Origin of the sequence: Metasolibacillus fluoroglycofenilyticus (assembly GCF_003049645.1) — a bacterium.
GTDB classification, from domain to species: Bacteria; Bacillota; Bacilli; order Bacillales_A; family Planococcaceae; genus Metasolibacillus; species Metasolibacillus fluoroglycofenilyticus.
In genome coordinates this window covers 341588-354914 of record NZ_PYWK01000002.1, presented here as the reverse complement: position 1 = coordinate 354914, position 13327 = coordinate 341588, and the positions used below count along the sequence as shown (strand labels likewise).

Annotated in this window: 15 protein-coding genes; 9 read left to right on the top strand and 6 right to left on the bottom strand. The window is 36.9% G+C overall.

What is annotated here, in order from left to right:
• Positions 1-174: 174 nt before the first annotated feature.
• Positions 175-531: a hypothetical protein gene (locus C9J36_RS12300; protein WP_107943315.1), complete on the bottom strand. Its 357-nt coding sequence runs from the start codon at positions 529-531 to the stop codon at positions 175-177.
• Positions 532-606: 75 nt separating this feature from the next.
• Positions 607-1095 (bottom strand): hypothetical protein, encoded by a 489-nt coding sequence (locus tag C9J36_RS12295; RefSeq protein ID WP_107943314.1) that lies wholly within the window; start codon positions 1093-1095, stop codon positions 607-609.
• Positions 1096-1420: 325 nt separating this feature from the next.
• Here C9J36_RS12295 and C9J36_RS12290 point away from each other — a divergent pair, with 325 nt between their 5' ends.
• On the top strand, positions 1421-1810 hold the full coding sequence (locus tag C9J36_RS12290; RefSeq protein ID WP_107943313.1) for a hypothetical protein: 390 nt from the start codon (positions 1421-1423) through the stop codon (positions 1808-1810).
• 127 nt (positions 1811-1937) lie between these two features.
• Here the strand turns inward: C9J36_RS12290 and C9J36_RS12285 are convergent, their stop codons facing one another.
• From C9J36_RS12285 to C9J36_RS12275, 3 genes are all read right to left on the bottom strand, one after another.
• Positions 1938-2537, bottom strand: a complete 600-nt coding sequence (locus C9J36_RS12285; RefSeq protein ID WP_107943312.1) for a manganese efflux pump MntP — start codon at positions 2535-2537, stop codon at positions 1938-1940.
• A gap of 76 nt (positions 2538-2613) precedes the next feature.
• Entirely contained in the window at positions 2614-3357 is a 744-nt protein-coding gene (locus tag C9J36_RS12280; RefSeq protein WP_066167304.1) for a DUF475 domain-containing protein, read from the bottom strand.
• A gap of 153 nt (positions 3358-3510) precedes the next feature.
• Positions 3511-3720 carry a YheE family protein gene (locus C9J36_RS12275; RefSeq protein WP_107943311.1) on the bottom strand — a complete coding sequence of 70 codons (210 nt, stop codon included), beginning with the start codon at positions 3718-3720 and terminating at the stop codon, positions 3511-3513.
• A 123-nt stretch (positions 3721-3843) separates the two neighbouring features.
• Between C9J36_RS12275 and C9J36_RS12270 the strand changes: the two genes are divergently transcribed.
• The 8 genes from C9J36_RS12270 (at position 3844) to C9J36_RS12235 (ending at position 11861) form a co-directional block, all read left to right on the top strand.
• Entirely contained in the window at positions 3844-4989 is a 1146-nt protein-coding gene (locus tag C9J36_RS12270; protein WP_107943310.1) for a DUF445 domain-containing protein, read from the top strand.
• A gap of 18 nt (positions 4990-5007) precedes the next feature.
• Entirely contained in the window at positions 5008-5352 is a 345-nt protein-coding gene (locus tag C9J36_RS12265) for a YlbF family regulator (protein ID WP_066167297.1), read from the top strand.
• A gap of 303 nt (positions 5353-5655) precedes the next feature.
• The gene (locus C9J36_RS12260) at positions 5656-7167 is read left to right on the top strand and encodes a coproporphyrinogen III oxidase (RefSeq protein WP_107943309.1); all 1512 of its coding nucleotides are present in this window, start codon (positions 5656-5658) and stop codon (positions 7165-7167) included.
• Between the two features lie 119 nt (positions 7168-7286).
• Positions 7287-8711: a GGDEF domain-containing protein gene (locus C9J36_RS12255; RefSeq protein WP_107943308.1), complete on the top strand. Its 1425-nt coding sequence runs from the start codon at positions 7287-7289 to the stop codon at positions 8709-8711.
• A 19-nt stretch (positions 8712-8730) separates the two neighbouring features.
• On the top strand, positions 8731-9915 hold the full coding sequence (locus tag C9J36_RS12250) for an MBL fold metallo-hydrolase (RefSeq protein ID WP_107943307.1): 1185 nt from the start codon (positions 8731-8733) through the stop codon (positions 9913-9915).
• Positions 9902-10150, top strand: a complete 249-nt coding sequence (locus C9J36_RS12245; protein WP_066167285.1) for a DUF3006 domain-containing protein — start codon at positions 9902-9904, stop codon at positions 10148-10150. The genes C9J36_RS12250 and C9J36_RS12245 overlap by 14 nt, the downstream gene beginning before the upstream one ends.
• A gap of 257 nt (positions 10151-10407) precedes the next feature.
• Positions 10408-11196: an HAD family hydrolase gene (locus tag C9J36_RS12240; protein ID WP_107943306.1), complete on the top strand. Its 789-nt coding sequence runs from the start codon at positions 10408-10410 to the stop codon at positions 11194-11196.
• Between the two features lie 326 nt (positions 11197-11522).
• On the top strand, positions 11523-11861 hold the full coding sequence (locus tag C9J36_RS12235) for a DNA polymerase III subunit delta (RefSeq protein ID WP_107943305.1): 339 nt from the start codon (positions 11523-11525) through the stop codon (positions 11859-11861).
• Positions 11862-12000: 139 nt separating this feature from the next.
• Here C9J36_RS12235 and C9J36_RS12230 read toward each other — a convergent pair whose 3' ends face one another.
• A complete protein-coding gene (locus C9J36_RS12230; protein ID WP_107943304.1) occupies positions 12001-13260 on the bottom strand; it encodes a polysaccharide deacetylase family protein in 1260 nt (419 codons plus the stop codon).
• Positions 13261-13327: the final 67 nt, after the last annotated feature.

Below are 13327 nucleotides of genomic sequence, written 5' to 3'. Positions count from 1 at the left end.
CATGTGAACTTTCTTTGCCTTCTAAGTAGCGTAGGACTGCTTGTAATTTTTCTTCTGATGTATATTTAGCCATATAAAAACTGCTCCTCCAATTGTTAGACGTGTCTAACAATTGGGGAGCAGTTCACTACCGTTTTTAGGGGGGGAATATACTAGATGCTCATGTATAATAAACTATTTATTAACAAGATAAGAAAAAACTTCATCTTCAGTTAAACTAGAAACAATAGCAATATACATATCATCTTGTTGATATTTTATTGTAATTAAATCTTCATTTGCAGAATTTTGATGATAAGCTATTTCATATATTTTATCATTATATTGTTTTTTTATGAATTGATGCTCATCTAAACTATTAAAGATAACAGGTGTTTTTTGTTGGATGATAGACAACACATCATTAGACTCAGTTTGTAAATATTGATCTACTAATACATTATCTAATTTAATACTAGAATTAGATTTTTTGAAGTCCTCTTGTAGACTAGATTCTAAATTTAAAGAGTTAACAATTAAATTTTCTGCCATCTCAGTATATTGAGGTGAAGCCTGGTAATTATTTTCTACTTGGTAGCCTTGATAGCCTCCGACAACCCATGTTTGCTATACTTCTGTTCCACAAGCATATGTTGACGAATCAAGACCAGAAATCGTTGATACACCGACTGCTGCAGAACGATTTAGTGAACCTAGTGGTATATTTCGATTCCAACTAACATTGTGGGTAATACCTTGATCAAGTCGTCGTCCAAAAAGCGAGCTATCATAAACTACTGTAGCAGAACTTTCCGTATTATAAGATGTAGACATGCCACCCCGTACAGCACCTTTGGAAATAGATGTAACAAGTACTGTGTGGCTATTTAAATTAAACGAGCTAGTACTGTATGCTCCAGCGCTAAAATGTAAACGTGCATCATAAACGCCGTTACAATTTTCAGCTAATAGCCCCGTTACTGAATATGTTCTAGCAACATAGGAAGCTGGTCCAGAGCTAGGGAGATAAGTAGCCCAACTATAAGCTAATGATTTACTAGGAGATAAACTTAATAATAAAATTAATACTGTTAGAAATGTAAATATTCTTTTCATTAATAACTCCTCCATTTAAAAATAACTTGTTAATAATTATCCTCTATCAAGCATATATTAAAATATAAAAGTAGAAATTCATAAAATTATATTTTATGAAGGGTATAATTTGACTTTTATAGCTCCTTTTTATAGTATTAAATTACCTGATAGAGATAAATATGGGTATTATTGTAATATAAAACACTTATATTGTCAATTTAGGATTTATTAATCGTATAAACTATTTTATATTTCAATAAAATATTCGATATTGATAAATATTAAAACGATTGAATGTTCTGTAAACTCATGTTGAAATAAGGAATTAACAGGAGGCGATAAAATGAAAAAACAAATTCACTTTATATTGTTATTTATCTTACTGTTAACAGGCTGTGCCAACCAATTAGCGAGACTAGAAGATGCCTTATCAGAGTCTGGGATTGAAAATGTAGATAAAATAATTATTATGGATGTGCCGACGAAAGAAAAACGTATTATAGATAATCCGCAGCTGTTGGAGGAGTTTATTAGTAAGATGGAAGGTACACGAATCATGCCGCAAGAAAAGGAGAAAGAAGAAAATGCTCAGTATGTAGTAGAGTTTTATGAGCAGGAAAATTCGTTTAAATATTATACACCTTTAACGTCAAGAGAGCGTGGCGATTACACAAATACAAATCCGATATCGATTGTAGAAGCCTATTTTAAAAAGGCAGATGCGATGGAGTAATGCTAGTAGAAATTTCGAAGAAATATTACGGTGCGCATCCTACAAGCCAGTAATGGCACTGCTTGTAGGACGCTTTTAAAATTGTAGTGAATTGTCAGAATTGTTTGCGTGCCAGGCACACACTCAATTAAGCAAAGATTTCAAAAATACCAATCGCGATAAGTAACCAGCCTGAAATAGCTGTAGAGTACTGTCCGATAAATGTTTTGGTTAATAAAATACCAAAATGGCTACCAATAGCTACTGTAATAAAGGAAAAAACACCAATGGAAATGACCATCCATATTGTCGAAATGTCATTTGCACCAATTGCGATACCTGTAGCTAAGCAATTGGCAGAGAGCACAAACCCTAAGGGAATCGCTTCTTTTAAAGAAAGGATGGAATTTTTATCTTTATCAAATGATTTCACACGATTTGTTTTAATCAATCGATGTGATAACAATGTCCATACGCCAATAACACATAATAAAAGGCTGCCTAACAAATTGGCTAGATATACTGAAATATAGTCAATCAATGCTACACCGACTGTGACTGCTACATATGTTATAATCATGGACAATATCGCAATTGTAGCGTTTGATACTAGAGGGATTTTTATTCGTTTCATTCCATATGCTAGGCTTATCCCCAAATTATCTAAATTTACTGCTATACCTACAAGAATGATAGTAATCCACTGCATCGAATCCTCCTCGAAACTGCTAATCCATTTTTCCTCCATATTATATGAGTAAAATGCTATTTTGTTCGACACAGTGTAAACATGGATTAATTTCAGGAAAGATAAAAATGAAAGATTAAGCCACCCTAAGCTTCTTTTTAAAATGAATTACGAAAGTAATGATAAAGACAATGATTAAAACAAGGAAAAACATATGGTGTGGAACATGTATGCCAATTATACTAACGAGCATTTTTAGTGCAACGATGCCAATAATGAGAAAGGCTGCTTCTTCTAATTCAGGTATTTTTTCAATGACGGTTAAAAATAAACCCGCAATTGTTCTCATCATTAAAATGCCTAACATTCCTCCAATCATTAATATCCAAACTTCACTGGATATTGCAAACGCAGCAAATATGGCATCAAGTGAAAAAGCGATATCCATTAACTCTATCATAATGACAGTCGCCCAAAAGCTTCCGAAAATGCGAACTAATAACCCTGATTTTTTAACCTCTTTGACACTGTCTTCTTGCCCTATTTGAGCGAAATGAGCAACACACAGCCACCCCAAATACAAGGCACCTAGCAATTTGATAAACCAAAATTCCACTAAATAAACGCCAATGCCTATAAATAAAAATCGAAAAAAATAAGCACCCATCATCCCATACATCAATGCTCGCTTCCGTTGCTTGTTCGGCAAATGCTTCACTAACACCGCCAAGACAAGCGCATTATCTGCTGAGAGTAAACCTTCAATAATAATGAGTGTAGATATTAATCCCCATGATACAGGGTCCGTTAAAACGTCCTTCCACATATTCCAGTCGAAAAATTGCATATATATAGATAAAATTCCTTGAATAATTTCCAAAGCGTCCCCCCTACTAGCACGATGCTAGTCTAGTATATGCACAATCGTCACTGTTATGAGAAGGGGGATAGCAATGAAAATAAGGCACTAACAAATTTTGTTAGTACCCTAAATTGTAGTGAATTGTCAGAATTGTTTGCGTGCCAGGCACCTTTAGTCGTACACATGAAATAACATCAGCTCATGTATCATCTTCTCAACAATCACCAAATCCTCCTCGGTTGGTTTTGCGCCGATAAAGCGAATGCTACCATCTTTATGATACTCTGCTTGATAGCGCTGCTGTTTATAAAAAAAACTAATCAACCAGCCGGGTAGCTGCTTGTTTTCAAATAAGGGCTTAAAATTAAAATGTTGAATCATGAAACCACTCCTTCCTATTTATCGTACTAAATAAGTGAAAGCTTATGCAATAGCGATTGTTTTGTAATATGGCATTTCTGTTATACAATATGAGCGTAATTGATATAGAAACGAGAGGATACAATGGATAGTTTATTTGGACTATTAATTTTACTTGCGGGTGTTGGAGCAATTGTTGGAGCGGCGACAAATTATATGGCGATTAAAATGCTGTTTCGTCCGTATAAGCCGATTTATTTTATGCACTGGCGCCTGCCGTTAACGCCGGGACTTATTCCGAAAAGACGTGATGTGCTAGCAATTCAGTTAGGGAAAACGGTAGCTGATTATTTATTAACACCAGATACGATTAAAAAGAAATTTTTATCGCAAGATGTGCGGGATAATGTACTTGAGTTTGCTCGTCAAAAAGTAGCAGCAGAGGTATTCACACAGGACAGAACGATTAATGACTGGTTAAAGCTTGCGAATTTGCAGCATACTCCGGCTCTATTAGAGCAAAAAGTTGATGCAGTCATTGCCAATCAATTTATATCCGTAAAAAATGTGCTGGCAACAAAAACAATTCAGCAGTTAATGCCTGAGGATTTAGAGCCTGTACTAGATAAAAAAATTGGCGATGCTGTCGAGCAAATTTTGGATAAGGGAGTGGCTTACTTCCAATCGCCTGAGGGCGCAAAAACGATTAAAAATTTATTAGATGACTTTTTAAATTCAAAAGGTTCCTTTGGTGGCATGATTTCAATGTTTATGGGTGATTCTATGTCGCTCGTTGAAAAGGTACAGCGCGAACTAATCCGCTTTTTACAAGCGCCAGGTACAAGCGCTCTTTTATATCGCATTTTTTCAACAGAATGGGAAAAAATTAAACAACGTCCTGCAATGGACTTTATGAAAGATATAAACTTTGATACGATTGAACAGAGCATTCAAGCATATGCGAAAGAGCAGCTTGCCATTGAAACGCGTCTAGACAAAACAATTAATGATTATTGGCCACAGGGGCAAAACTGGACAAATGACGAGCTGTTACCAAAAGTGATGGATAAAGCATTCCAAGCAGCAGAAGGTAAAATTGAAGATGTATTAAAACGTCTAAACTTAGCGGAAGTTGTGCGTCAACAAGTGGACTCATTCCCGATTGCTAAGCTTGAAGAGCTTGTGTTAGGCATAATTAGCCGCGAACTGCGTATGATTACATGGCTAGGTGGCATTATTGGTGGTATCGTTGGTATTGTGCAAGCGATTATTGTCTTTATGACAAATTAAAAGGAAAGTAGGAATACGATGATTAACATTTATGAGGATATTAACAGATTAGAAGCGACATTTCGCAAAACAGATGAATTTAAGTTATTGCAAGAAACTGTTGAAGCTGTGCGTAACGATGATGAAGCGAAAAACTTATTTACAAATTTCCGCGATATTCAAATGAAGCTACAGCAAAAGCAAATGTCTGGGGAAGAGCTACTAGAGGATGAGCTTGCTTATGCACAAAAGGCAGCACAGCTTGCTCAGCAAAATATAAAAATTCTTGCAATGCTTGAAGCCGAAATGGGTTTAAGTCGTGTAATCGAAGAAGTGAACCGTATTTTAACAAAACCAGTTCAAACGCTTTATGATGGGCTATAAAAATAAACGAGGTTGCCTGAAAAGCAGTGCGTTCGCACGCTTTTCAGGCAACCTTGTTTTTTGGTACAATAATGGTTGTATGTTAATTTGGGCGGTGCGTCGTAGAAAGCATGCCTTAATGCTTATAACAGTTGAATGAGACTTTTAAAAAAGACAAGATGATTTTTATTTATAGAAAAAAGTGTTAGATTCCCTGTTTAAAGCCTTTTAAAATAAAACAAACAGAGTATCTGAAAAGTAATGCTTTGCACGCTTTTCAGAGGCCCCCTATACACCAATTTATAATGAGGTAGAGAAAAAACAATGAAAACGATAAAAATAAATGAACAATTTAAAGAAGATTGGAATCGAGTATTAAATCATATTGCTAATCTTTTTTATGAGGATTCTGTTATACAATTTACACAAGATGGTGCGGACATGGAAATTGTCTTTCAGCATCGCGTCGAGGCTGATTTTACAATTCATACAGCAGCACAGCTTACAGTTGATGGAAAGAACTATACAAGTGATTATGCCATTCGTTATACAACGGAAGGAACGGAAAAGGAGCAAAATATTCGTATAAAGCGTGCGTTATCACATGTAATGCTAGATGTGCTTGAACAATACACAGGTATGACGCAGCAATGGGGTATTTTAACAGGAGTTCGTCCAACAAAGCTGTATCATAAGTATCGTAAAGCGGGCATGCATGAGGAAGAAATTTTTGCGGTGCTAAAAAAGGATTATCGTCTATCGGATGCTAAAATTTCTTTAATGAAGGAAATCGTAGCGAGACAGCTACAAATTATTCCTGATTTAGATGAGCTAGGGCAGGAAATTTCAATTTATATTGGCGTGCCATTTTGTCCGACGATGTGTGCTTATTGCACATTTCCCGCATATGCCATTCAAAGCAACCGCAAGCAAGGGCGCGTGGATAAATTTATTGACGGCTTGCATATTGAATTGCGTGAAATGGGTAAATGGTTGACGGAAAAGAATATGCGTATAACATCGATTTATTGGGGCGGTGGAACACCTACTTCAATTGAAGCGGATGAAATGGACGCACTTTATAAAACGATGTTTGAATCGTTCCCAAACCCACAAACGATTCGCGAAATTACAGTAGAGGCTGGGCGTCCTGATACAATTACTCCGGAAAAACTAGAAGTGCTTAAAAAATGGGGAATCGACCGTATTTCTGTCAATCCACAGTCCTATACGCAAGAAACTTTAAAAGCGATTGGCCGTCATCATACAGTGCAAGAAACGATTGATAAGTTTTGGCTATCACGCGAGCATGGGATGAATAATATTAATATGGACTTAATTATCGGGTTGCCGAACGAAGGTGTTACTGAATTCGAGCATTCTTTAAATGAATCAGCGAAGATGTTGCCTGAATCTCTTACAGTCCATACGTTAAGCTTTAAGCGCGCATCAGAAATGACACGCAATAAAGACAAGTACCGTGTAGCAGACCGTAATACAGTGAGTCAGATGATGCAAATGGCAACGGACTGGACAAAAGAAAATGGTTATGTCCCATATTATTTATATCGACAAAAAAATATTTTAGGTAATTTAGAAAATGTCGGTTATTGTAAACCGGGCGAGGAGTCTATTTACAATATCGTAATTATGGAGGAAGTGCAGACAATTTTAGGAATCGGCTGTGGTGCTTCATCAAAATTTGTACATCCTGAAACAGGGAAAATAACACAATTCCACAATCCTAAAGACCCGGCAGCGTATATCATGACTTTTGAAGAATCAATTAAGAAAAAAATTGAAATTTTAAATGATTTATACGTAAAAATTAGGTAAAATAGCAGGGAGTAGCATATTTATTATATGTTATTTCCTGTTTTATTATTTATATTAACTGCGACTATAGCATTATATAACTCCCCTGCTTTTTGGGGGATATTCTGGGAGGTGCACTGATGAATAAAGGTACACTAAAAGAGCTTGCGGGAACAATTAGACACCTACGTGTGGAAGAGCGCTATGAAGAAATAATTATAGCGAGTGATGAAATTGCAAATACATTATTCAAATTAAATGAAGTTGATGACATACTCGATATATTGAAAAATAGGATCGTTGCCTATGTATATACAGGCAACTATGAAGAAGCTTTCGCTGCGCTCTTTCAAGTAGAGCAAATTTGTAGCAACCATCCATCGAACGAGCATTATAGCTTGTACTACGGACTAGCGGGTATTTTATACACAGTGTTAAATCATACAGAAATGGCGAAAGAAGCGATGTTCAAGGCAGAAGTGCTCGCCCGCGAGCAAGAGAAGCATCGGCAACTTTGCCACACATACTCAAATTTATCTAATCTTTACTATGATTTAAAGGATTATGAGCAGGCAAAGGAGTATGCTGTGAAGGCACTTGAGAAATTATCATACTTTGATTATGAGAAAATTGACTTATTGCCAATTATAGGAAATTCAATAATTGCCTTTGCTTATGTTGGAGATGTAGAAGCTGCCAAAGAGCTATATAAGGAAATGCTGGAAATCCAAAATGTATATGGGCAGGACCGTGATGATCGCAATAAAGCATTATTGTATAATGCGGAAATGGCACTTGAATTTTCCAAAGGGTGTATGGAGCGAGCAATTGAAGCTGCTGAAAAAGCGAAGCAAATCTTTATTAGGCAAGGCGATCTTTATATGGTAAAAGTGGTGCAACGAGCCCTTATCGATTATTATAAAAAGAGTAATAAAACGGAGAAGCTTGTTAGCGCCCAAGAGGAATATATTGAATTGCTAGAAAAGCACGAGCAAGAGGCCTATAATCGTGCATTATTGAAATTTCAATTAGATGAAAAGAAGCGTAAATATAAAATGGCATCATTTATTGACCCATTAACGAAAATTTACAATCGGGGTTATATGGAGCATCAAGCTCCTAAGCATCTTTTAGACGCTGCCTACCATAAGCATTATGTTGGCTGTATTATTTTTGATATCGATTATTTTAAGCAAGTAAATGATCAGTATGGTCATTTAATAGGTGATGAAATTATAAAATTCGTTGCAACAAGTGCAGCGCAGCTGTTTGCACAATACGATGCTATTTTTGCACGTTATGGTGGTGATGAATTTATCGCTTGTGTGCGCACCGAAAATGTGCAGCAATTTGAAGAAATTATTAAGACGCTCTATTCGTTTTTTAAGACACAATCTATTTTAATGAAAGACGAGCGTTTGCAAATTAGCATAAGTATAGGTGCTTATATAATAAATGCTACAAAGGTTGGAAATTTCACTGAGCTTTTAAAAACAGCAGATGAAGAATTATATGCAGTGAAACGCAATGGGCGTGATGACTTTAAAATCACTTATGCGAAATAGGAGAAAAGAAGAGGTATAAATGAAAAAATTAATTTTTAGTTTACTGGCTGTAGTTTTTTTACTTATTGGTTGTACATTTGACATTCAACAACCCGAACAGCAGCCGATTTCTGGTCATGAAATGAAGGTGCATTTTATTGATGTAGGACAGGGCGATTCGATATTGATTCAATCGCCAAATGGTAAAACAATGCTGATAGACGGAGGAATAAAAGGAGCTGGGAAAACAGTTGTCGCCTATTTACGAGAGCAAGGTGTAAAAAGATTAGATTATGTTGTAGCTACACATCCTGATGCAGACCATATCGGGGGGCTAATTGCTGTTTTAAACTCCATTTCCATCGGACACTTTCTAGATTCAGGAAAAGTACATACATCGCAAACACTAGAGGAAATGCTCACATTAATATCCGATAAGAACATTTCCTATAGCGTGCCAGAAAAAGGGGAAGTTATCGATTTTGATAAGGAATTAAGCGTAGAAGCAATTTATGCCGATGAAGATGCTTCGGATAATAATGATGCATCCATCGTTTTAAAAATTACATATGGAGAAGTATCATTTTTACTAACAGGGGACGCAGGCATCAATATCGAAAAGCAATTAGTAAAGGAAAATATTAAAGCAACTGTGTTAAAGGCGGGGCATCATGGCTCAAACACAAGTAGCTCATTAGAGTTTATGCAGGCAGTGCGCCCAGAGGCTGTTGTGCTAAGCTACGGACAAGACAATAAATATGGACATCCACATGCTGAAGTAATTGATAATGCACTTGCTGTTCAAAGTAAGCTATACGGCACTGCTGAGGCTGGGACGATTGTTTTTACAACGGATGGGACAAGCTATAATACAACAGCAGAAGAGTGGACAGGCATTGGTGCAACAAGCTCTATTCGTACATCTAAAGCAACTGTTGAATTAATTAGTAAAGATTTAGTAAATGAGGTTGTTGTCATTCAAAATACGGGAAATGAGCCTGTTTCCTTACAAGGCTGGAAGCTTGTATCGGTAGAAGGAAACCAAGTTTTTAACTTTCCGAATATAACGCTTCAACAAAACGCTAAATTATCAATTACGAGTGGGCCTGATGCAAAGGATAGCAAAGGCACACTAAAGTGGACTTCAAAGCAAATATGGGCGAATAGTGGAGATGCAGCACAGCTTATAAATGCAAAGGGAGAGATTGTAAGTGAGCTTGAATAACTATACATTGGATCGCTTTGAAGGAGAGTACGCAATTTTTTTAAAGCGACCAGAGGAGACAGAACAGCTAATTATTCATTGCAGTGAATATAGCGAGCTGTTATCTGAAGGGGATATCGTAGCAATTAGCTATGATAATGGCGTCTATACGATACAGCGACTCGCTGAAGAAACGAACGCACAACAAACAAAAATTGAACAAATGATGCGAGCATTACGGAAAAAGCGCAAATAAGAGAGTGTCCGAAAAGCAGTGCTTTAGCATGCTTTTCGGACGTTTCGTATATGTTTAAAAGCGAACTTTTCTTTGAATGATATATCAGAGGGTTTTGGGGACGTAGAATACCTCCCTAAAATATGCGGAGCTGATATATTCAAAAAGACCTGTGTATTCGATGAAAAAATGTTCTGAAAGGTTTGATGTATCGACACGAAATAATGACTACAAATATGGTAGGATAATAGAATAATACATAAGTTAGGGAGTGCCTTATGACAATTCAGACGATTATTTTTGATTTGGATGATACATTATTATGGGACAAAAAATCTGTGCAAACAGCATTTGACCATACTTGCGCTTATGCAAGTGAGCGTCACTCGGTTGATGCTAAGCAGTTGGAGCAAGCGGTGCGTGAAAGTGCGAGGGAACTTTACGAGTCATATGAAACATATGATTATACAGTGCTAATTGGCATTAATCCATTTGAGGGATTATGGGGAACATTCGATGACCCGACAGAAATGTTTCAAAAAATGAAGGAACTTGTACCAGCATATCGTGCGCAAGCTTGGACTGGAGGTTTGGCAAAGCTTGGGATAGCGGATGCTACGTTTGGCGCAGAGCTTGGGGAGCGCTTTGTAGAGGAACGTAAAAAAAGTCCTTTTTTATATGAGGATACATTCGCAGTGTTGGACGAGCTAAAGGGAAAATATCAGCTCATTTTGCTAACAAATGGTGCACCAAGCTTACAAAATTTAAAACTTGAAATAACACCAGAGCTAGTATCATATTTTGACCATATTATTATTTCAGGTGATTTCGGAAAAGGAAAGCCAGATGCATCGATTTTTGAATATGTGCTAGAAAAAGCTAGTGCAACTGTCGAAAAGTCTATCATGGTTGGGGATAATTTAATGACAGATATATTAGGTTCATCGCGTATTGGTATGAAAAATGTTTGGATTAATCGGGAAAATAAAGAGCCGCATCCAGATGTGAAGCCTACATATGAAGTAGAATCATTAACGCAACTTTTAGAGCTTATCAAAAAATTGTAGGTCGAGGCGTCTGAAAAGCAGTGCTATGCACGCTTTTCAGACGTTTTTTGTTTATCCCGCAATAACGGGCAGTAAGCCGCTCACTTCCAGACTTAAGTGAAAGGTAGCTGAAGGATAAGTGAGAGGTCAACTGCCCGTAAAAGCCCGACTGGTTCAACTAACAATCCGTGGAGAAAAGCCTCCACGAATTGAAGATTCACTTTATTAAAATAATAGTCGTTTAAACAGATTATTATAGCCACTTTTTAAGTATTTACCATTCAAAATATTGAATTTTCTAATTTTTTAGATATAATAGAATATAGCGAATGGAGAGGAAAATGCTTATGAAAATGAATTGTTGTGAAAATTGTGGACGTGTAGCCGGCATAGTAGAAATAAATCAATTATCGATTGAAGGGCATGTGGCAGAGCTTTGTTTGGCATGTCATTATGTGTTGGCACAAGAAAGTCAACGAGCGCGTTTTTTCACTTTAGTACGCAGCAAAGATAAGCAAACCTCGAATAGTGAAATGCAAAAAGTTCATCGCAATTTATCATTTCTTATTGCTACAGGTGTATTTGCAATTGCCTGTTTATCAGGGATAGTCATTGCGGATAATTTAGACTTACTACAAACGGCTTCAGCTCAGAACTATTTGACCTTTGCAGAGTTGAATCGATAAAAATAGAATGGCTGTCAGAAAGTAGCGCATTAGCCTTACTTTCTAACAGCCATTTTTTATTTAGAAAACGATAGGCATTCTTTGATAGATTGAAGCTCCACTACTGAGGAAGCAAAATCGTTGCTTAGAGATGCAGTCTTCATTTAATTGGTGTAATTAGCTCTGATACCGTAACAAACTCATAGCCTTGCTTCGTTAAATAGCTCAGTATGCTGTCTAAAGCGTCAGCCGTCGTTTGGTGAATATCATGCATTAAAATAATGCTGCCATTATATGCACCAGTTTGTACAGCCTTTAATGTTTTTGATGGAGTGCGGTGCTGCCAATCGAGCGTGTCAACAGACCACATAATTAAGGGAACGGATAGTGAGCCTAAAATCTCTTTATTATATGCGCCATATGGTGGTCTGAATAAAGTAGGCTCTTGCCCGATAATTGACTCAACCGTTTTATTTGTTTCATTAATTTGTGCCTTTGCCTGTTCAAAAGATACGGTCGTCAACTTAGGGTGACTCCATGTATGGTTGCCAATCTCATGCCCAGCCTCGTATATTTCCTTTAATACTTTCGGGCTTTTATTGACGCGATGTCCTGTCACAAAAAAAGTTGCTTTAGCATCATATTTTTCCAATGTTTTTAATACTTGTGCTGTAACGGTAGGGTGGGGTCCGTCATCGAAAGTTAAGGCAATACGCTTTGTTTTTGTGACAGTCCCTTGACTGTACTTACCTAGTTTAGGAATAGGGATTTCTTTTAAACCGTTTGCCAGTACATAGCCTTGAATATTTTTCTCTGTTACAACATATGCCCAGCCTTGAATGTTTGTATATACGTCCACTTTTGTATTTGTAGGGATGCTAGTGAGATTCGCTCCAGATTTACTAGCGATATTGCGTACAACAAGTCCCTCTTGCTTCTGTACGAGCATTTTTTGAGAAGTAGGTGCTTTAAGTGCTGTCGCGATGATATAACCAGTTAAATGACCATACTGGACAAAATACCAATTATCTTCATTTGTTGCATAGGCTTGCACGATACTATCTATAGGAACATTGCCTAAATGCTTCGTTTGCCCTTCTGTTGTTTCTCGTACAATCGGAGGATTTTTTGCCGTTGCGAGCATTAAGGTTGGTTGAGCAGATTTTAACGTAACAGAAGGTACATAGCCTTGCTGTCCCTTATATTCAATATGTGCCCACCCTGCATGGACATTATGTAAAATTACAATTGCCCTCGGTGCTAGCGATGCGAGTGGAGTAACGTAGTCATCTGACAATAAGTATGTTTCTTCTACCACTGTTCGAATCGCAATCTCGTCTTGTGCAGCCATTATTTCTGTATCAAAAAAAGCTACACCAATGAATAATAAAGCAAGCAAACTATAGACCCATTTTTTCATGAAAAACTCCTCCTTTAGCTAATGGGACTGTCTAAAAAAATCATGCCCGCCTAAATAATTAACGCTT